Below are 20,815 nucleotides of genomic sequence, written 5' to 3'. Positions count from 1 at the left end.
GGTATTATCTGTACTTTGATATTTGTAAGTATAATTCTAATGAAGTTCCGCTCTCATATTTGTTCGCTGGAAAACGTTCGCACTAAATTCGGCTGCGCCTCATTAAGTGCTCTCAGCTCAGCCTGCTTGAAGTTTCACAAGTTCTGCATAATACCCGCCAAGTTTTATGAGTTCCTCGTGAGTTCCACGCTCTGTTATCTCTCCATGCTGCATAATAAGTATCTGATCTGCATCTTTAGTAGTAGATATACGCTGGGCAATGATTATCTTGGTGCACTCAAAATCGAGGTTTCTAAGGCTCTCCTGGATTTCTTTTTCCGTCTCAAGATCAACAGCTGAAGTTGTGTCATCAAGGATAAGAATTGATGGTCTTACAGCCAAAGCTCTCGCAAGAGATATTCTCTGCTTCTGACCACCTGAAAGGCCAACACCTCGCTCACCTACTATTGTTTCATAGCCTTCAGGCATCTTGGCAATAAAGTCGGAAGCTGCAGAATACTTGGCAAATCGCACAACTTCTTCCCGACTTATTTCGCTGTCACCATAAGCTATGTTTCCATCAATCGTATCAGAATAAAGAAGCACATCCTGTGTAGCAAGACCAATATTTTTTCTTAATTGATTCAACTTTAATTTATTGACATTTACACCATCAATAAGGATTTCACCACTTGAAGGCTCATAAAATCTCGGAATCAGATGGATAAGAGAAGTTTTCCCACACCCGGTCTCGCCCATGATTGCGATTGTCTGTCCTTTTTTAGCCGTAAAAGAGATATGCTCCAGGACCGGAAGATCATTGTCTGCATAGTGAAAAGAAACATCTTTAAACTCTATGTTTCCTTCAAATCTTCCAGGCTTATCAACAGCATCTTTAGCGTCTACGATCTCAGCTTCCGAATAATAGATTTCCATAACCTTTGCAGATGCTGCCGAGAATCTCTGAAATTCATTCATGACATTTCCAAGCTGTCGCATAGGATTTGCTATAGCCCAAATAAGACCTGAAAAAGCCACATACTCACCCATTGTCATATCGCCATGAATAAGGAAAAGGCCTCCCACCAAAAGAAGTATTACCGCAAGGGCATTGGCAAGCGTTTCAACGAAAGGATAGAAACGCAGCCATATCATAGCAGTTTTTTTATTGGTATCCCTGAAATCCGCGTTACACTCGTCAAATTTCTCTATTTCATAGTTTTCTCTGGCAAAGGCCTTAACCACCCTGTTTCCGGCTATATTTTCCTGTGCAACGGTGTTCATATATGCCAGTTTTTCACGAAGAAGCGCATGCATTGGCGCAACCAAGAGTTTAAATACATATATGATAAAGAAAATGAGCGGAGCCACAATCAGAAGGCTAAATGCCAGTCTCCAATCCATATAAATAAAATAAATTGCAGTTGCAGTGACAAGTGAAAATGCTTCAACTACCATTCTTACTACCCACGCTACCATATGTCTTACAGCATCAAGGTCACCTGTAACCCTTGTCATCAGATCACCTGTGCGATATGTATTATAAAATTTCATATCCTGTCTTTGGATTTTGTCATAGAGGAAATTCCTGACTTTAAAAAGAACCGCCTGCGATACAAACTCATACCCCATGCAGTCAAAATAGACTATAATGCACCTAAGTACAGTAAGGCCAATCATAAGAACAAGAAGTCTTATAAATTCATCCGGATGCCCTGTAAGGTTTTCTTTTGCACCAGGACCAGATAAAAATCTGTCCACAATTTGCGCAGAAAAAAATGGCACAGTCAGTTGCAACATATTGTAGACAACTGTGCCAATCACCGCCAGTACATATAATGCTCTGTACCCTTCCATATTATCCCATAACCACTGCAGTCTCGTCCTGGGATACTTCCACTTCGAGTTTCGCTTTTTCATAATAACCACCCCATTAAACAAATAGTAATAATAATAAAAGTTTCTGCTAATCTTGATTGTATTCTACCGATACACCTAATTCAATCTAAAATAATCTGATTTCTTATCATTTTTTGCTCAGTTTTTATTCTTTTATCTCTTTGTTAATCAAATTATAAGAATTATCGGTATATAGTGCATGTTATAATCATAATCAGTAGAAATATGGAGATTATTGCCTATGGATACGCGGTTTAGAAGACGTATAATTGCATTTGCCTACATACTTTTTATTCTTTTATTTATTGGTCTTGGTTTTTGCTATTCCAACGAATCCAATAATTACTACAGAGAAAATTCCGTCTCTCTTAATGACTATTGGAAAATAGATGGAAAGTACATTACCTTTCCATTCAGTAGCGAAGAAACCTTCACAATCAATAACACTCTTCCCACAGTATATGGCGATCAGCTCCTGGTTATCCGGTGCTACTATGAAAGTTTTTCTGTTTTCATCGATGGAACTGAAGTCTTAGAGTCAAGAAACAATGTATTATTTGGTCATTCCACCAATGTTGGAAAAAAAGAAATCTGGGTACCACTTGAATATGAATACACTGGAAAAAAAGTCGAAGTAAAGATTACTCCTCAAGAATCCCTTTATGGTTCAGAACTCACTGAAGCCTTTGTAACCACCAGATCCGCGTACGTTATTGCCCAGTTAAGGAGCAACGTTCCCTCAGTTGTCCTGTTTATCCTTTTCACAGTTACCGGCTTTTTTGAGATGCTGGTATCAACTGTATTTATCCTAAAAAGAGCTAACCTTATCAGAAAGCTCTCATTTGAGGCCCTTTTCTATGCAGGAGCCTTTTCTATAGTTGCAGGACAGTGGATCATAAACGAGACAAGGATTCCTTTCATTGTGGTTGGATATATGACAGGCTTTTCAGTCCTTACTATAGTCTCATTTTTGCTGATGCCTCTTTTGTTCTTTGAAATCGCAAGATGCATCTTCCTACGTGTAGAGCTGATCGATCATATAATTGATGGCGCTATTGCTATTGTTATCCTGATTGCCTGTACTTTAGCGTCATTCGACATCTTCGAGTGGGGATGGCTGGTCTACGTAGCGCATGTACTTGACATAATTGTTATGGTCATGGTCGGCTACTACTCATATTCCAGTGTAAAAGAAGAAAAGAAGCTTTCAAGCAGAACAGGAATAGCTGTAGCTAATGGAATATTCATAATTCTGGCAGGATACTCACTTATTAAATACATCGACAATGTAGGCTATAACTACATCTTTTTCATAATAATAGCTCTTATGCTCTACATTATGGTGCAGGTTGGCCTCATTTACAGAAGAATAGGCCTTAACGTAAAGGAAGAAAAAGAATTTGCACAGGCCAAAATAGATGCCTATACAGATCAGCTTACAGGCATTGGTAACAGAAGGCATTTTTACGCACTTGCTGATGACTATGAAAAGAACCGTCTTCCAAATGATCTTACTTATATAGCCATAGACGTTAACAGACTTAAATACTACAATGACACCTTAGGTCATGACGCCGGGGATGAGCTGTTAAAAGGAACTGCAACATGCCTTAAACTTGCATTTTCTTCATCCTCTACCAGCACCCTTTCAAGACTTGGCGGTGATGAATTTGCCATTTTGATAATCGCAAATAGGAATGAACTTGAAAAAAGAATCAGCTACTTAAGAACACAGCTTGAGCACTGGCATGGAGAATACGTTAAGGGAATCAGTATCGCCCTTGGATATGCCACAGTCAGAGAAAATCCTCACTGTAACATAGAAGATCTCGCCAAGATTGCCGACAACAACATGTACGAGGATAAAAAAGCCTTCTACGAAAAGACAGGCTATGACAGGCGAGGCCAGAACAATAACGAACAAAACTAAAATAGAATCAGCATTTTAGAAATATACATATAGCAAAACCCACCGGATATATTATCCGATGGGTTTTAACATTTACAGCTGCTGACGGGAATCGAACCCGTGACCTCCGCACTACCAATGCGACGCACTACCGACTGTGCTACAACAGCTTGGGCAATTTAGCCACGAATGTTATTATAGCAAGTGATAACAGTTAAGTCAATCACTCATCAAACATTAAATTATTAATCAAAAACTGATATACTTCCTGATTCTTTTCAAGCCAGTTCCTGCAAATAGCCTGAGCCATTTCCTCTGTCGGCACCGGAATCTGGATATCTATAAGAGTATGCCCGCTCTCTCTTGCAATAACACGGGCTGTATACTCATTCTCTCCGGTCTTCTGATAATCTCCGATTATTGAGCCCTCACTTCTAAGCTTCATACTGTTGGCTTTTAAGTAATCATCAATCTGAGATTTAATAGAAGGATTGATCCTGTTACCGAAAAACTTAAGGGCTTCTTCTCCCTCCTCTGTTATTTCCAGATAAGTCCTATTGGCAACCGTTTTTTCTTTTATAAGATCCGACGAAGCCATCTCTGCAAAAACTTCCTGTAAAGTTAAGAATGTCGTATATTCTTTTTCCAGTATAAAATCATAAATCTGTGACTTGCTAAGAGGCACTTCACACCTCTTTAACATGTACAGAACAATCATCTTGTATAAAGTAAGATACCTTGAGCTCACGCTCATACCTCCAAATTAAATAAGTTCTTTTACTGCTTTCGAAACAACTTCCGCACATCTTGGGTCAAATGCTGCAGGAAGTATGTTCTCTTCATTAAGTTCATTTTCAGGGACGAGACTTGCCAATGCCTTTGCAGCAGCAAGCTTCATCTCATCAGTAATATGTTTAGCTCCGCCCTCAAGAGCCCCCTTAAAGATTCCGGGGAAAACAAGCACGTTATTTACCTGATTAGGGAAGTCACTTCGTCCTGTACCTATAACTCTTACTCCTGCTTCCTTTGCAAGGTCAGGCATAATCTCAGGAACAGGGTTTGCCATAGCAAACATTATAGCTCCATCATTCATTTCCTGAGCCATTTCTTTGGTGACAATTCCAGGTGCAGATACACCAACAAATATATCAGCTCCCTTTAAAGCGTCAGCAAGTGTTCCGGTATTCTGCTCAAGATTTGTAACATCCATCATCTTTTCCTGCATCCAGTTAAGATCAGCTGATGCCTTGGAAAGAATTCCTGACTTATCACACATTGTAACATTTTTAAAACCATAGGTAAGCAAAAGTTTTGTTATAGCAATTCCAGCACTTCCGGCACCGTTAACTACTACTTTACATTCCTCTTTCTTTTTCCCTACTACTTTCAAAGCATTTATAATACCTGCAAGAACAACAATTGCTGTTCCATGCTGATCATCATGAAAGACCGGAATATCAAGCTTTTCTTTTAATCTCTCCTCTATTTCAAAGCATCTTGGTGCTGAAATATCCTCAAGATTTATCCCGCCAAACCCTGGCGCAAGATATGTAACAGCCTTAATAATCTCTTCTGTATCCTGAGTATCAAGACAAATAGGAATTGCATTAACTCCTCCAAACTCCTTAAAAAGCACTGCCTTACCTTCCATAACAGGCATTGCTGCATGAGGTCCAATGTTTCCAAGTCCCAAAACCGCACTGCCATCAGAAACGACAGCAATAGTGTTAGACTTAATAGTATATTTGTAGGCAAGGCTCTTGTCTTTAGCAATAAGCTTACAAGGTTCTGCCACTCCCGGTGTATAACATACAGCCAGATCTTCTTTGGAATTAACCTTAGCTTTAGAAACTATCTCAAGTTTCCCCTGCCATTTTTCATGCATTTCAAGTGCTTTCTCAGCGTTTGTCATAGTAATGCTCCTCCTAAAACTTCTTTCCTATTATATCGTAAGCAAATGCGCATACTTCATCTCTTTTATCAGGATCATCGATATATTTGAAAACAAAGTATAAATGTTTTGGTGAACCACTTGAAGTTTCCAGTCCAAGAGCAAGACCAAGCGCCGCAATTTCTTCTGGCGCATCAACCTGTCTCGACAACATGAGAGCATCAATATAGCCATTTTGAACCATCTTGGTATAGGCATAAGCAAATGCAGCCGCCTGAATGTTCTCACCCTGTGTAGATGAATAGCCGATTTCACTTAAAATAATAGATCTGACATCACCATCCGGGTTAAGCATATTTGTTTTTTGCATGTAATTGGTCAAAACCTCAATATTCTCCATTGTGATACAAGGTGTTGACTCAGTATGGTTAACATACTTGGATGTCTTCCAAAATGCAGTATTATCATTAGGAAAAGAATATGGATGCGCTGCAAGTCCCCAGTCAATATTGCCATAATCATTTATAGAAGAAGCAAAAATATCAAGGACATCCTTAGCATCATAATCTCCGGTGCTCTCTGTATTATAGGTCCATCTCTGATCCAATGGAATATACACAAGTGCACCTGCATTCTGACTCTTTATAGCGTTATAAAATACTCTGAAAGCCCTTGTGAAGGCCGCAGTATAAGTATTCACATCTGTATAAGACATGTAATTGTATTCTTTTCTGGCGTTGACCTCATTGGCAATAATCCACATGCTGACATTGCCGTGGCCTGAACCTGAATATCTGCCTGCAAGGAAACTTCCAATAGCAGCAAGCGCCTTTACACCGCTCTCATCAGCAGCATTAAACATGTAGTATGGAGCCGTCGAGCCACTTCGCGCACTGGGATGAGTAATCTCTGGATAAGCTGAGGTACTTGCATCATTCAAAATGATTGCCGCTATATCTATGCCCATGGAATTAAGCTTTTTAAACAATGTATCGTAATCATTTATGATCCTGGCATTGAAGTGATATGTCACGCCGCCATATGAATATGCAATTCCCCCTGATGTGGTAAGTATATGTGAAAGAGGAATATTATAAGCGCAATAGTTAACTCCAAGGTCAGAAAGTTCATCAAGACGAAGTGGATATGGTAAAAGACCTTTAATAGAATCATGATCCATACTATCATAATAATATCCTGCACATTCTCCAGGATTTGTGATGTACTTGGCATGCGCGACCTGAACATACTGATCTTCCATCTTTACAGCAACAGCAAATTTCGAAAAGAGTCTCGTGTTTGAAAGTCCTTTGTTAAGCTTTATGGTAAAAGAAGCGTCATCTCCCTTATATATCTTTGAAAGAGGCTCTGCATCTTCTGCAATACCATCCTCATAGGTAGGCATCTCAAAAAGATAATAATACTTATCATCGCTGGCAGGAATACCATCAGAAGTAATATTAACTTCAACATTAGATGTTCCTACAATCTGGCACTCTATATCGCCAAATTCCGCAGCATCTTCCGCTGTAACTTCCACAGTCTCAGGTCTTTCAGAAAGGGACTTGGATACTCTTTTTCCACCACTTACAATTGTATCAACGATGCTTTCCTGAACATACACGATTTCGCTGATTGAAGTCTGCTCGATTGAAGCCTGATATAGTGCTTCATCCTGCTTCTCATCAGAACCCCTTCCTGTACTGATAAAAAGCCACATAATCATTGCTACAACGAATAAAACCGCAACAACTACGCCTATTCCTGTAAGAATTATTAACTTTCTATTGTGACGGGCTTTCCTCCCTGCGCGAAGCCTGCGTTTCTTTTTATCCATGTAACCCCTTAGTTATCTTCTCTGTTTTTGAGCTTTCTCATGTGATCTTTTATCTTGAGCTCATAGCCGTTTCCTGAAGGGCTATAGAACTCCTTGCCATTAAGCTCATACGGCAAATACTGTTGTTTAACATAGTGATCAGGATAATCATGGGCATATTTGTAACCAATACCGTGCCCCAGCTTGGATGCTGATTTGTAATGAGCATCCTGAAGATGCGGTGGTATCGGAAGATTGCCTGTTTCTGTAACTGTGCTCATCGCGCTGTCGATTGCAACAATCGACGAATTACTCTTTGGCGCTGTAGCTATATAGCTTGCAGCCTGGGCAAGTGTGATCCTGGCTTCAGGCATTCCAAGCCTTTCAACAGCAAGAGATGCTGCTACTGCCACCTGAAGTGCCTGTGGATCTGCATTACCCACATCTTCAGAAGCACATACCATCATGCGTCTTACTATAAACTTGGGATCCTCTCCTGCATTCAACATTCGTGCAAGATAGTAAACCGCTGCATCAGGATCTGACCCTCTCATACTCTTTATAAAGGCAGAGATTGTATCATAATGGTTATCACCATCCTTGTCATATCTGGCAACTTTTTTCTGAATACACTCCTCTGCAACCTCTTTAGTGATATGAATAAGTCCATCTTCACTTCTTTCAGTTGTGAGAATTCCAAGTTCAAGAGCATTCAATGCATGCCTGGCATCTCCATCAGCCAGATCTGCCAAAAAATCAGCCGCATCATCCTCCAAAACTGCCTTGTAAGCTCCCATTCCACGTTCTTTATCAGTAACAGCTCTACCCAGCAGCTCTTTTATATCATCTGTTCCAAGCGGTTTAAGCTCAAAAATAACAGACCTTGAAATAAGAGCTCCATTCACTTCAAAATAAGGATTCTCAGTTGTAGCCCCAATAAGTATTACCGTTCCATCCTCAACAAATGGTAAAAGATAATCCTGCTGACCCTTATTAAATCTATGAATCTCGTCTATGAAAAGAATTGTCTTTTTGCCATACATTCCAAGATTGTCCTTGGCCTTTTGTACAACTTCCTCCATATCCTTTTTACCGGCTATGGTGGCATTTATCTGAGTAAAATCAGCCTTTGTGGTACCTGCTATGACCTTAGCCAGAGTAGTTTTACCTGTTCCCGGCGGGCCATACAAAATGATAGAACTTAACTTATCTGCCAAAATCGCACGATAAAGAAGCTTGTCTTTAGCGATAATGTGCTGCTGACCCACTACTTCATCAAGGGTCCTCGGGCGCATCCTGGCGGCAAGCGGCGATTCCTTCTCATAATTGTTTTCTCTCATATATTCAAACAGATCCATAAATGCTTCGTTACTCTTCTTTATATTTGTAGACAGACTATATTATTCTACAATTTTTGCCCATAAAAATAAAGAGGATATATACACAAATTGCACAATCTTTTACTAAGTTTTCCACCAAAAGACATAAAAGATTGTGCACTATAAATCAAGCGTGTTTAACTATATTGCGGACCCATACTCCGCTTCGTACCAAAAGAAATCCGATTGTACATTTCAACAGCTCAAGAGCTGAAACCATCATAAATATGCTAAGTACCGGAAGATTTGTAAAACGAGAAAGGATATAGGCTGCCGGTACGGTTATAACCCATGCAAAGCAACTGTCAAATACAAATGTAACTGCTGTCTTTCCACCTGAACGAAGAGTGAAATAAGACACGTTCGCATAGGAATTGATAGGCATACAAATGGCAACAACCCATATAAATCTGGTGGCGAGCTGTCTTATCTCCGGTTCAGTATTGTAAATCTGAGGGATTATAGGAGCTGCGATTGCAAGCAGTGTTCCCATCACAAAAGTAGAAGCCACGCAAAGTGACGCCATTCTCCATGCAGTCCTGCGGGCAGATACGAGCTTATCTGCACCAAGTTCCTGTCCCACAATGATCCCCGTGGAATTACCAATTGATAAAAAGACCTCGTTAAATATCTGTGATACCGTTCCGCTTATATTCATAGCTGCTATTACAGCTATCCCCCTTACGGAATATGCCTGCAATAGTGTCGCCTGAGCAAGGCTCCATAAAAACTCATTACAAAGAAGCGGAAGTGATTTAACAAGTATTGTTCTTACCAGATTAAAAGGTACATAAAGGCTTCTGAAAACGCCCTTAAAGAAAGGATACCTTGAGTTTTTCCTGTGTGCGCCTGTCATCACGATAAAAAGCTCTGTAAACCTGGAAATGACCGTTGCAGTTGCCGCACCCATTACTCCCATTTTGGGAAGACCAAAAAGTCCAAAAATAAGAAGTGCATTGAACACAAAATTCACAAGCATCGCTGTCATACCTGCGATCATTGGAAGTGTTGTCTTTCCTGACTCTCGCATGGCGCTTGCATAGACCTGTGTCAGGCTAAAAGGGATAAGTCCCACAAGCATTATATCAAGGTACGATGTGGCATAAGCCAAAGTGGCAGCCCTGTCTGCGTCTGCAGTGCCGGAAGAAATGTAAAGGGATATCAGATTTTCTTTTGCCAGAAAAAGGAACGTTACTGCTATAGCGCAGATAACGACCGCATCCATCAGCTTAAATCTAATGGAATATCTGACGCCATCCATATCTCCTTTTCCAAAGAACTGTGTGCTGAAAATTCCGGCACCGGCAAGAGAACCCCATATGCACAGATAGAAAATAAACAGCAGCTGATTGACAATAGCTACTGCCGACATTGGAAGGGTCCCGACCTGTCCAACCATCACGTTATCCAAAAGTCCTACAACATTAGATAGCGTGTTTTGTATGATCATCGGGGCAACTATCATTGCTGCCCTGCGATAGAATGCCCTGTCTCCGACAAGGCATTCGCGCAAAGTAAATTTGTATTTTATTGCTTCTTCTCTGTTACTTGTTTCGTAGGTAGTCATAAGTATTTCCTTATTAACTGAAGTGGCTGCCTACTTTTTATGCAGCTTTACTCCAGATTTTCCTTTATTTTGCTTATCATTTCGTCATATTCTGCATCTGTAAGGAACTTCTTGCCAGGGTTCATTTCAAAAACTCCGCCCCACTCAAATTCGTCCTTGTACTTTGGTACAAGATGCATGTGAAGATGGCAGCCTGTATCGCCATATGCGCCATAGTTTACTTTGTCAGGGTTAAAGGCTTTATGTATAGCCTTGGATGCTCTGTTTACATCTCTGAAAAATGCATCTCTTTCTGCATCTGAGATATCAACTATCTCACTGACATGATCCTTGTAAGCCACAATGCATCTTCCCGGATGGCTCTGCTCTTTAAAAAGAATAAGCTGGCTGACCTCAAGGTCACAGATCTTTATACCAAATTTTGCAAGTGGCTCTCCACCAACACAGTATCCACAATTATTATCTTTTACCATCTTTTTATCCTCCAAAATCGTTTTTTCTGACAAGTTGTCTGTGAATAACTCCGGCATCGCATCAGCAATACACATTCTTACAACTGCATCTTTTTACCATTGAGAACTGCCTCAATGAGATTGTCTTCTCTATCATATACCATTTTCAGTGAAAAGAAATCATGACTTTTTTCCATGAGTCTGAAAAATATCTTGTCCCCTTCCCAGAGGTTAAGGTCAAAAAGCTTATCCTTCTCTACCCATGTGAGCACTCCTTCATCGCAATCTTTTGGCTCACCGTCAGGTGCTTTGGCAGTAAATAAAGACATAAGCTCATAGTCACCTTTTTGTGAAATGAATGTGATTATTGCACGATATTCCAAACTTTCAAGCGGAACATCATATCCTGTCTCCTCAAGAATTTCTCTTTTTATACATTCTTCAGGGCTTTCATCATCCTCAAAGTGCCCGCCAACGCCGATCCACTTGTCTTTACTAATATCATTCTTTTTTGATACTCTGTGAAGCATTAAGTATTTGTCGTCTCTTTCAAGATAACAAAGAGTCGTTAAGCCTTCTCTTCTCGCCATTTCTTTGACCTCTCATAATTTACTATTATAATTCCTGCTGAAACAAGTAAAAGTGCCACAATGCTTGCAACTGACAGCGCCTCCTGCCCTTCTCCCAGGAAAAATGCTGACAGCAAAACTCCCATTATCGGATTAACAAATCCCAACACTGAAACCTTGCTGACCGGATTGTATTTAAGAAGAACTCCCCAAAGTGTGTATGCTCCTGCGGAAATAAAGCCCATGTAGATCAGGTTAAGATAACAGCCTGTACTGTAGAAATTAAGGCTCCCTCCAAGCATAAGTCCAATGATAAAAAGAACTGCACCGCCTAAAAAGAACTGATAACCACTGAGGATAACAGGATTCTCATGCTTTGAAAAGATCTTGATACTGCAACCTGATATAGCATAGAAAAAAGCTGCTGCAAGCATCGCGCCCTCACCTTTTAAAGTCATCGGCGCTCCGCTCACCAAAGCTCCTGCGCCGCCAAAGAACATGATTATTCCAAGAAAGCCTGTGGCGCAGCCGATGAGTTTTTTGGCTGAAACCTTCTCAAGTTTAAATAGAAAAATTGCAAAAAGCGGAGCCAGGAAATTGCCTGAAGCATTGATGATAGAGCCTCTTACTCCTGATGTATTAGCCAGTGACATAAAAAAGAAATAGTACTGACCGATAGTCTGAAAAAGTGAGAGTATCACAATGTATTTCAATGAATCTTTCTGCGGTATCAAAGGCTTTTTGGCCAGTATTGAGCCAAAAAATATGGTCATAACACCCGCAAGCATAAACCTTGCGCCTGCAAGTACAAGCCTTGATGGCGTATCGCTCGCATCTATTTTGAATAATTCATAAGCAATCTTGATGGCTGGTGATGCACTTCCCCACAACACACAGCAAAATATGGCCACCAGCACAACAACCGGCGCAAATGTCCAAAATGAATTCTTGTTTTCTGTCATTTTTCAATTTCCTCCATATAGCATATGAAGTTCATTATACAAGAAAATGACAAGAAATAACTATAGCATAATCTTAGCATTAACAAATATCAATTCTAATTATTCACCCTTTTGAATATAGCTCGTCGCTGTCAAGAAGTATTGTCACAGGTCCGTCATTTATTGACTCAACCTTCATATAAGCGCCAAAGACGCCCGTCTTAACTTCAAAGCCTCTGTTCCTGCACTCTTCCACTACAAGCTCATAAAGTGGATTTGATATTTCAGGTCTTGCGGCATCTGTAAAGCCCGGACGCCTTGACTTGCAATCCGCATAAAGAGTGAACTGACTGACAATTAGTATCTGAGCGCCTGCGTCTTTTGGATTAACATTCATCTTGCCATTCTCATCCTCAAATACTCTGAGGCCGCAGATCTTATCTGCAATTTTTACCGCAATTTCTTTTGTATCGTTCCTATGGACTCCTAAAAGAACCATGAAGCCCTTTCCGATTTCTGAATACTTCTCTCCATCTATTGTAACTGATGCTGAGAGAACCCTTGTAACAACTGCTCTCATACTGTTCCTCCCTTTTCCGACACGATCTTTAGTGTGTCAGGTGTCACTTCACACAAATAAAAAACAATCTCAACTCCGGCTTTTTTCGCCTCATAGAACGCCTTTGCAAATTCAGGGTCAGTCTCCTCATTTGGTCTGACTTCACTGATTCCCTCTCCCTGAATAACAAAAGCCACTCTGGTTTTTATTCCTTTTTCCAAGGCCATAGTCAGCTCTTTTAAATGCTTGGTTCCGCGCTCCGTCGGTGCATCAGGAAAATACCCTATTCCATCCTTAAAAAGCGTGCAGCCTTTAACTTCCATGAGAAAGGGCTGGATTGATTCCAATACTTCTTTTTCCATATAAAAGTCAATTCTGGAATTTCCATACTTGTACTCAGGCTGCACTTTACTGTACTTTCCTACGCTTTCAAGCCATTCCTTAACAACTTTGTTGGGAGCCTGGGAGTCGATGTTAATGACCTTTCCGTCTTTTTTTACCGCAACAAGATCATAAGGCGTCTTTCTCTCTGGATTTTCTGCCTTTTCAAGATACACCGTGCATCCCGGTATCAGCAGCTCTTTGCATCTTCCGGTGTTCTTTACATGTACCTTGATCTCATCGTCATATACGCTCACTATGGCAATGAACCTGTTTGGTCTTGATATGAATTTTGCTTCTACAATATTTTTGTAAGTCATAAGCTGATTTTAACATTACTTTGTAGCTAATGACCAGTAATTAAGTAATTCAAGATACTTTCCCGCTATGATAAAATAAAATTGAGACAAATAATCGCAATTCATGATCAGGATAATTTCAGCCACATGAAAATAGACATTCAAAAGATCGATTCCGGCGAAGAGAGCGTTATCATCAGGTATAAGACGCTTTCTCCGGATTTAAAAAGAATAATCGGAATTCTGGAAAAATCGGAAAACAAGCTTTGGGGCAAGGCCGATACAGAGACTGTAAACATCAGCATTTCAAGTATCCTCTACTTGGAATCCGTTGATGATAAGCTCTTTGCTTACACAGGAAATAAGGTCGTTCGTTTGGACGGAACTCTCAACTCTTTTATCACAGAAATCTGCGATGAAGCCTTTTTCAGATGCAGCAAATCCATGGTCATTAATGTCAACAAGGTAAAATCCTTAAAGAGCCTGTCTTCAAACAGGATAGACGCGACCTTGGAAAGTGGTGAACATATCATCATTTCAAGAAGATATGCATCTGATTTCAGGCGTCTTTTGAAAGGAGGCAGATGATGAAGAATAAGAAAAAAGTAACCCTTTGGGAATTGTACCTTACAAAAGAAATAGGAATTGAATTTAAAGCATGCCTTTACTTCTTTGCATTTCTTTTCTATTACTGCGTATTCAGATTGATAAACGGCGTCTATGATGCCAGCATTCTGCATATGACAGAGCTGATCCTATCCTGCTATATTATTGGCTATATTCAGGTATACCTATTGTGGAACTTCGATGAAGCAGATTCTCTTAGGGTAAAAGAAATAGCAGGAATGGTCATTTGTACAATCGTCTACAGTCTTCTATCCTGGATTTTTAACTGGTTTAATAAAAATCTGCTTGTCACTTTAATATTTGCAGCTTACATTCTTCTTGTTTACTTCTGTGTTTTTTTGATTTACAAGTATAAGCGGATCATCGATGACAAAAAGCTAAACGAAGATTTAAAGTTATTTCAGACCGAACACAAAAAAGAGGATAATTAAGTGAATGTTAGCGGTAAAATAGTGCACCTTACGGGAACAGTTATTGTTCCCGTTTTTTATTTTTGTTATGAATAAATTACAAAGAGGAGGTGCATTATGAAAGAAAACGTGATTGAGATAAGTCATTTAACTAAAAGCTATGGCAAAAGCAGAGGCGTTATTGATGTTTCTTTTAACGTAAAAAAAGGAGATATTTTCGGTTTTCTTGGGCCTAATGGTGCAGGAAAGTCTACTACTATCCGCTCCATGCTGGGCTTTTTGAAGATAAACTCAGGCAATATAAAAATACTTGGGATGGACAGCATAAAAGATCATGAGGAGATTTTAAAGAATGTTGGCTATATGCCTTCAGAAGCCTGGTTCTATGATTCCATGAAGGTAAATGATGTCATAAAATACGCTGCAGATGTCCGCAGGCTTGATTGCAGTAAAGAAGCTGCCAAGCTCTGTGAAAGATTGAAAGTCGACACCCATAAAAAGATCAAACAACTCTCCCTTGGAAATAGAAAAAAAGTCAGCATAGTCTGCGCCATGCAACACAGGCCTCGCCTTTTTATCTTTGACGAGCCCACTGGAGGCCTCGATCCTCTTATGCAAAAGAAATTCTTTGAACTTATAAATGAATATGTTGCCCAGGGAGCCACCTGTCTTTTGTCTACTCATGTGTTATCAGAAGTTGATAAGTATTGCAAAAATGCCGCAATCATGCGTGAAGGAAGACTCACAATGCTTGAAACTCCGCATATAGATGATGAAACGTTCCTTAGTTTCTACGAAGAAGAGGAGGGATGAAAATGAGATCTGTATTGAAAAGAGAGCTATTACTTAATCTGAAAAATCTCCTGATATGGAGCCTGTCCGTGGGTGCTCTCGGGCTCGTCTGCATATTATTATATAAGTCTATGGAAGGTGAAATGAAGGATATGGCTGATGCCTTTTCTAATATGGGAGCCTTTTCAGAGGCCTTTGGAATGAGCACTTTGAGCATCGCAACCTTGAAAGGATACTTTGCCACTGAAATAGGCGCAGTTCACGGCCTTGGAAGCTGTATGTTTGCAGCAATCATCGCGATCAATATCATTTCAAAAGAGGAAGATGCCCACACAGGCGAATTTCTTTTTTCTCTTCCTCTTTCAAGGAATCGGATTCTTACTGCCAAATCGCTGTGCGTTGCTATTATGCTGGTGCTTTTTACCACTGTATGTACTCTGTTTTATCTTCTTGGCTTTAAACTCCTGGGAGAAGAAATGCCTCTGGATCTCTTTTTCACATTCATGGTAAGGCAATTTCTTATGAACCTGGAAGTGGCCGGAATATGCCTTGCGCTCTCATCTCTCACCGGAAAAAACAGGATGGGACTAGGCCTTGGGATGGCTCTTTTGTTCTACGCCTACGATGTAATGGGCAGGGTTATTCCTGATTTAAAGAAATATTTGTTCATCGGGCCCTTTTCCTATGCAAATGCTTCGGAGATATTTACTGAGGCTGAGCTTCCGGTGACCGGAATTGTCGTTGCCTGTGGCGTTTTGATTTGTGGAGTACTGTTTGCTTTCTGGTACTATAACAAAAGAGATCTGGCGTCCTGAGAAATGACGTATAAAAGACAGCTATGAGCAGATACTTTTACTCATAGCTGTCTTATTCATAACTTCCTTCAAAAATCAACACTCCGAGAACAACTCCAGCTTTGCGATAAGGTCCTCAATAATGTACCTTGAATCCACATCTGTGTATATTCTGATGTCCGGATTGTCATCTTTTACTGCAGATGAAGTATCATCCAGCACCAGCGGTGCCTTGGCCGTGTGATAGTGGCCACATCCGGGATTAATGGTCACTGCAATAGCTGGAGAATCGCCAAGAGACCAGCTCTCTCCCTGAGTCCAGCCTGCTGCCTCGGACATATTGTATTCAGTCATCTGAGTGTAAAGGTGCTCTCCTATTCTTCCGCATGGCTTTATACGGCGCTCAATCTCTGCAAGACCTATATTTACTGTAATGTATACATGTGAAGGAATAAGCCAGATATTGGCTCCGCTCTGGAGCACATAGTTGGCGGCCTCTATGTCATTTACTGAATTAAACTCAGTAAACGGCGCCTTGCACGGTGCCTCACCATGAGTTCCTATCCAGACTATCGTCATTTTGTCTTTTATCTCAGGACAGGTTTGAAGGGCCTTAGCAACGTTTGTTATAGCGCCCTGACACAGAACAAATAAAGGATTGGGCTCATCCCTCAAGGCTTCATCAATTATAAATTTTGAAGCTTCTGAAACTTCCTTATCCTCACTTAATGGTCCCTTTTGACCGTGAAGCACCGGAACTGATAAATCCATAGCATCAAGAATTGTCTCTATCTCTTTGTAGCTTCTTTGTTCTGAGTCTTTTACCTTAAAATGCTCTGCCGCTATGGCTCTGACAATGAGCTTAGGACTGAGAAGCCCATGAACAATTGCAAATGGATCATCAGCCTCGCAGGCTGCATCCGTGTCGATTATGACTCTGATTTTCTTGTAGTCTGGAACTTTGTACTGTATTCCCATTTTGTTTTCCCCCAAAAACTGTATTTGCCCGATAGATTATTTGACGCGCGTCAAATAGATTCTAAAATCTTCATTATCGCTGATCATATTCCCCATACTCACAGCCGACATTCTCACAGATAACTTCGTCGACAAGCTTCCCGCAGTGAAAAAGCATTACTGTGCCCTTTCCGTTGCCGCCGTTCCAAAGACGGTTGTGAAGTTTCTTGCCATTTGGAGCTTCGTAGTTCACAAGGAGCATGTCTTTTTTCTTGCATGTTATGTCAGTAACCATCCGGTTTGTCCAAGTCTTTTGCTCAACATGCCAGATTATTTCATCCTCCGTTTCCGAAGACTCAAACTTTGTTCTGGTAAATGTCCAAAATTTTGAGAAATTGAACTCATATGACTTTCCTTCATACCAATAGGCTGAAAGAAGCTTTCTGTCCAATGCAAAAGGTCCAACCTTTGGTCTTCCACCACCTATATCAAACACACTGTTTTCAAGTTTTTTGCCAGACCGCTTACTTGTAAGATTGTTAGATGATAACCATACCCAGGGAGACGTAAAATCTTTTCCCCAGTTCTTGTCAGCATATCCATAGCAGGTCTTCGGATCAACAGTGTACTTGTGCCCATCTAAACTCACCTCACCTGAGTACTCAGTCTTCATGCCCTCCGCGTGCCAGAACATCTCAAAAAGCTGAAGCTTTCTAAAAAGATTACCTGCTCCGTATCCCACATTAAAGGCGATTTTCTTATTTATTGTGAGATTCCATGAAAGTTCTCCACTTCCCGACATATACTCAGGATGCTTATCCACTTCTTCCTCAGATAAACTCACTTTTCCCCAGGTTTTATTCTCTGTAAGAAAGCACTCTCCTGCCTTTATTGAAAAAGGGACTCCCATGTCCACATCAATCTTTTCCCAGCCATAGAAATTATGGATCTGTCTGGCTCCTTCGCCCCAGCAACCAGCCTTAACCATAAGGTATGAAGGCTTCACACCTTTCACTCTATTCGCAGGAAGCTGCCCAAGTACTGGTTCAGCCCCTCCACAGGCAGGATTACATAAAAAGAACTCTATAAAAAACGGCTTTTCTTCGCCCGTCTCACTATCTATTGCAGTAAAAGAGTGCCACCACCAATCGTACCCAAGCTTTGCCTGGCCACCAAAGAGTTGGCACTGATTTCTGGTTATGTCTGATCTGTTAAACACTGGTTAGCCTTTCCGTTTTCTATCTTTATTTTTTCAAATCCTCACTTACAAGCTACAAGCGTAAATATGATGATTTTCTTGCTTTTGCCAAAAACAATCTTGAAGATACGTCTTCAAGCTGCGAGATCCTTGAATGCTCCCGCCAGAACCTCGCATACATTGTCAAAGAAAACCAGCTTTCTCCGTTTAAGGAAAATGTGAAAGGAAATCTGTATCTGAGAAAAGATGTGGCGAAAAACAGGTGGTAATTCGGTTATGTCTGATTTATCAATAGAAGGGTCGACAACTGCCGACCCTGATCTTTTATATTTTCATCACATCGGCAGCCCAAAGAAAATATGCGCTGCAATTCTTAAAAAGGAAACTGTTTTCAAGCATCTCCGTCACATATTCTTCTATGCTGAACGGGCGATACCCATAATCATTCATCTTTTCTACTTCCCTCTGCCAGGTTTCATTTATAACTGACTTGATGAATTTTTTAGTATCTTTGTTAGCCTTTGCTGACCTTTTAAGATAAGCTTCAGCATTTTTTAAATCGCCCATCTTGAAGTAAAGAATTGAAAGCGGGAATATCATCGGTGTTTCATCATGTTCACCATACTGTTTAAGAAGATTCAAGGCCTCATCTTCCATCTCCAAAAGAGCGTATAAATGCATAAGAGTAAATCTCTTACCCAGATTGTCATTTTCATTGAGCCTTATCATGTCCTCATATTCGCCAATTGCCTTCTTGAACATTGAACACTCAATAAGTATATCCGCGTAACTTGATCGTAGTCTCATATAAGGTCTAGTCTCTAAGACTCCCCAGAAGCGCCCAACACTATCCTTTAGAAACCCTCTTTTCTCCATGACTTTTGTGCCATGAGCGACTGCCTTCTCATATTGCTTTAAGGCATCAATAGTATCCCTTGCAGTAAGTTCAATCCTGAGGCCAATAGCATCAAGATTATCCTCATCAAGAGCTATAGCTTTTTTTACATAACTGATTGCCTTTGCTTCACTGTCTGCCTCATATGCAAGTTCAAGAAAATCGTCAGAAGTTTTTGCCGATTTTTCTGTAATCTTCTCAATTGGCTTGCTATTTATCTGCATCATATGCTCATTTAAGAACTTGCTAAACTCCTCCTGACTCATATTATCATCTGCATGCTCCTCCAGAAACTTATTCATCTCTTTTAATACTTTTTCTGTTTCTCTACTCACTGTTTGTTACTTCCCCCTGTTATCCCAGATTAATCCAGCATCACCTAGTATTCACTATACCACTTCTGCATAGTTTCCATGAACCCCGATTCATTGAACATGCTATTTTCAATCTTTAAAAATACTGTCTTCTGTGCTAATATCATATTAACAAAACCACCACCAATCGTACCCAAGCTTTGCCTGACCACCAAAGAGTTGGCACTGATTTCTGCTTATGTCTGATCTGTTAAACAATGTTTTACCTTTCTTCATTAAATATATTAGGATATTACACTTAAAATAATGATAACTGCTTCCATTCCATATCTTTATAAAAATATCAGAGGTTACAACCGAACAACGGTAGGGAGCTTAGCTAAATGGCATTGACCTACTTTCTGTATCGCATAGGTTTCTATCATTAGTCAAAAAAGTGTTTAAAACGCCTTCTGTTTATGTTAAGATATTTATATAAAGAGTGCTACCGATAGACGGTTGACTCTGACAATAGTTACGATCAAGAGAGACCGCAGCTTGGCTAGAGCTTTTTCAGCGGTCTTTTTTGATGTTTACTTTCTTGAATCCTTGCAAATACTGATGATTGTTACGATGATACTGATAATCGTAACTACAATACTCACAAGGGATATCGCAATTTCTATCACCAAGCTAACCCTTCTAAAGATTTCTCATAAGCATGCCTCCCAAATACCTGAGAGTTCTCGGATAAATCCGGCAAAGAGCCAACCGCCTACTTCTGTATAAGTTTGATTGCGAAAATCAAAGATTTTCTATCTTACTTAACCGAAAATGGTAGCACCAATAATATCTTATCAAACATCAGTTCGAGTGGCAACATATTCTTTTCTTCGCAAAAATGATAATCCCAAGAAGGTCAAAAAGTTCCACTAATATATGAAGATTTTCTTGCTTTTGCCAAAAACAATCTTGAAGATACGTCTTCAAGCTGCGAGATCCTTGAATGCTCCCGCCAGAACCTCGCATACATGGTCAAAGAAAACCAGCTTTCTCTGTTTAAGGAAAATGTGAAAGGAAATCTGTATCTGAGAAAAGATGTGGTGAAAAACAGGTGGTAAAGCTCCATCAAGCCTTTCATCAAAATGATCTGTCAACATTTTTACAATGTGCTATTTTCAATCTTTAAAAATACTGTCTTCTGTGCT

General features: G+C 40.2%; 20 protein-coding genes and 1 tRNA gene. 5 read left to right on the top strand and 16 right to left on the bottom strand.

Translation table 11 applies throughout. From position 1 onward, the window contains the following. Positions 1–117 precede the first annotated feature (117 nt). Positions 118–1,899 (bottom strand): ABC transporter ATP-binding protein, encoded by a 1,782-nt coding sequence (locus BM146_RS15105; protein WP_074890827.1) that lies wholly within the window; start codon positions 1,897–1,899, stop codon positions 118–120. Positions 1,900–2,119: 220 nt separating this feature from the next. On the opposite strand from BM146_RS15105, the gene BM146_RS15100 reads away from it, so the two are divergent. Then, the gene (locus tag BM146_RS15100) at positions 2,120–3,808 is read left to right on the top strand and encodes a sensor domain-containing diguanylate cyclase (RefSeq protein WP_074890825.1); all 1,689 of its coding nucleotides are present in this window, start codon (positions 2,120–2,122) and stop codon (positions 3,806–3,808) included. Between the two features lie 76 nt (positions 3,809–3,884). On the opposite strand, the gene BM146_RS15095 is transcribed toward BM146_RS15100, so the two are convergent. The 11 genes from BM146_RS15095 to sfsA all read right to left on the bottom strand — a co-directional run bounded on the left by BM146_RS15095 (position 3,885) and on the right by sfsA (position 13,662). Then, positions 3,885–3,957: transfer RNA gene (locus BM146_RS15095), tRNA-Thr, on the bottom strand. A 53-nt stretch (positions 3,958–4,010) separates the two neighbouring features. Then, positions 4,011–4,541, bottom strand: coding sequence for a DUF4364 family protein (locus BM146_RS15090; protein WP_074890823.1), 531 nt, complete (start codon positions 4,539–4,541; stop codon positions 4,011–4,013). Positions 4,542–4,550: 9 nt separating this feature from the next. Continuing rightward, complete coding sequence (locus BM146_RS15085) at positions 4,551–5,699, bottom strand: NAD(P)-dependent malic enzyme (RefSeq protein WP_074890821.1); 1,149 nt, start codon at positions 5,697–5,699, stop codon at positions 4,551–4,553. Between the two features lie 13 nt (positions 5,700–5,712). Next, the gene (locus tag BM146_RS15080) at positions 5,713–7,515 is read right to left on the bottom strand and encodes a DUF5722 domain-containing protein (protein WP_074890819.1); all 1,803 of its coding nucleotides are present in this window, start codon (positions 7,513–7,515) and stop codon (positions 5,713–5,715) included. 8 nt (positions 7,516–7,523) lie between these two features. Beyond that, positions 7,524–8,852, bottom strand: a complete 1,329-nt coding sequence (locus tag BM146_RS15075; RefSeq protein WP_074890816.1) for a replication-associated recombination protein A — start codon at positions 8,850–8,852, stop codon at positions 7,524–7,526. 148 nt (positions 8,853–9,000) lie between these two features. Continuing rightward, positions 9,001–10,440, bottom strand: a complete 1,440-nt coding sequence (locus BM146_RS15070) for an MATE family efflux transporter (protein WP_083413585.1) — start codon at positions 10,438–10,440, stop codon at positions 9,001–9,003. A 47-nt stretch (positions 10,441–10,487) separates the two neighbouring features. Continuing rightward, complete coding sequence (locus tag BM146_RS15065; protein WP_074890857.1) at positions 10,488–10,913, bottom strand: HIT family protein; 426 nt, start codon at positions 10,911–10,913, stop codon at positions 10,488–10,490. A 77-nt stretch (positions 10,914–10,990) separates the two neighbouring features. Continuing rightward, positions 10,991–11,482, bottom strand: coding sequence for an NUDIX hydrolase (locus tag BM146_RS15060; RefSeq protein ID WP_074890813.1), 492 nt, complete (start codon positions 11,480–11,482; stop codon positions 10,991–10,993). Continuing rightward, complete coding sequence (locus tag BM146_RS15055; RefSeq protein WP_074890810.1) at positions 11,461–12,423, bottom strand: DMT family transporter; 963 nt, start codon at positions 12,421–12,423, stop codon at positions 11,461–11,463. Before BM146_RS15055 ends, BM146_RS15060 begins: the two co-directional genes overlap by 22 nt. A gap of 103 nt (positions 12,424–12,526) precedes the next feature. Next, entirely contained in the window at positions 12,527–12,982 is a 456-nt protein-coding gene (dtd, locus tag BM146_RS15050; RefSeq protein ID WP_074890808.1) for a D-aminoacyl-tRNA deacylase, read from the bottom strand. Further along, the gene (gene sfsA / locus BM146_RS15045; protein ID WP_074890806.1) at positions 12,979–13,662 is read right to left on the bottom strand and encodes a DNA/RNA nuclease SfsA; all 684 of its coding nucleotides are present in this window, start codon (positions 13,660–13,662) and stop codon (positions 12,979–12,981) included. The genes dtd and sfsA overlap by 4 nt, the downstream gene beginning before the upstream one ends. A 126-nt stretch (positions 13,663–13,788) precedes the next feature. Between sfsA and BM146_RS15040 the strand changes: the two genes are divergently transcribed. From BM146_RS15040 to BM146_RS15025, 4 genes are all read left to right on the top strand, one after another. Further along, positions 13,789–14,229, top strand: coding sequence for a LytTR family DNA-binding domain-containing protein (locus tag BM146_RS15040; protein ID WP_074890803.1), 441 nt, complete (start codon positions 13,789–13,791; stop codon positions 14,227–14,229). Continuing rightward, positions 14,229–14,699: a DUF3021 family protein gene (locus tag BM146_RS15035; RefSeq protein WP_074890789.1), complete on the top strand. Its 471-nt coding sequence runs from the start codon at positions 14,229–14,231 to the stop codon at positions 14,697–14,699. The genes BM146_RS15040 and BM146_RS15035 overlap by 1 nt, the downstream gene beginning before the upstream one ends. A gap of 96 nt (positions 14,700–14,795) precedes the next feature. After that, on the top strand, positions 14,796–15,491 hold the full coding sequence (locus tag BM146_RS15030) for an ABC transporter ATP-binding protein (protein WP_074890786.1): 696 nt from the start codon (positions 14,796–14,798) through the stop codon (positions 15,489–15,491). A 2-nt stretch (positions 15,492–15,493) separates the two neighbouring features. After that, positions 15,494–16,285, top strand: coding sequence for an ABC transporter permease subunit (locus BM146_RS15025; protein WP_074890783.1), 792 nt, complete (start codon positions 15,494–15,496; stop codon positions 16,283–16,285). 75 nt (positions 16,286–16,360) lie between these two features. Here BM146_RS15025 and BM146_RS15020 read toward each other — a convergent pair whose 3' ends face one another. The 4 genes from BM146_RS15020 to BM146_RS19600 all read right to left on the bottom strand — a co-directional run bounded on the left by BM146_RS15020 (position 16,361) and on the right by BM146_RS19600 (position 20,767). After that, positions 16,361–17,242 (bottom strand): nucleoside hydrolase, encoded by an 882-nt coding sequence (locus BM146_RS15020; protein WP_074890781.1) that lies wholly within the window; start codon positions 17,240–17,242, stop codon positions 16,361–16,363. A gap of 73 nt (positions 17,243–17,315) precedes the next feature. Beyond that, positions 17,316–18,440: a tocopherol cyclase family protein gene (locus tag BM146_RS15015; protein WP_074890779.1), complete on the bottom strand. Its 1,125-nt coding sequence runs from the start codon at positions 18,438–18,440 to the stop codon at positions 17,316–17,318. 303 nt (positions 18,441–18,743) lie between these two features. Next, positions 18,744–19,649, bottom strand: a complete 906-nt coding sequence (locus BM146_RS15005; RefSeq protein ID WP_083413584.1) for a tetratricopeptide repeat protein — start codon at positions 19,647–19,649, stop codon at positions 18,744–18,746. A gap of 944 nt (positions 19,650–20,593) precedes the next feature. Next, complete coding sequence (locus BM146_RS19600) at positions 20,594–20,767, bottom strand: hypothetical protein (RefSeq protein WP_177201691.1); 174 nt, start codon at positions 20,765–20,767, stop codon at positions 20,594–20,596. Between the last annotated feature and the right edge of the window lie 48 nt (positions 20,768–20,815).

This window comes from Butyrivibrio proteoclasticus, assembly GCF_900115735.1.
Lineage (GTDB): Bacteria > Bacillota > Clostridia > Lachnospirales > Lachnospiraceae > Butyrivibrio > Butyrivibrio proteoclasticus_B.
The sequence above is the reverse complement of the archived record's forward strand: the minus strand, read 5'-3'. Positions and strand labels throughout refer to the sequence as shown.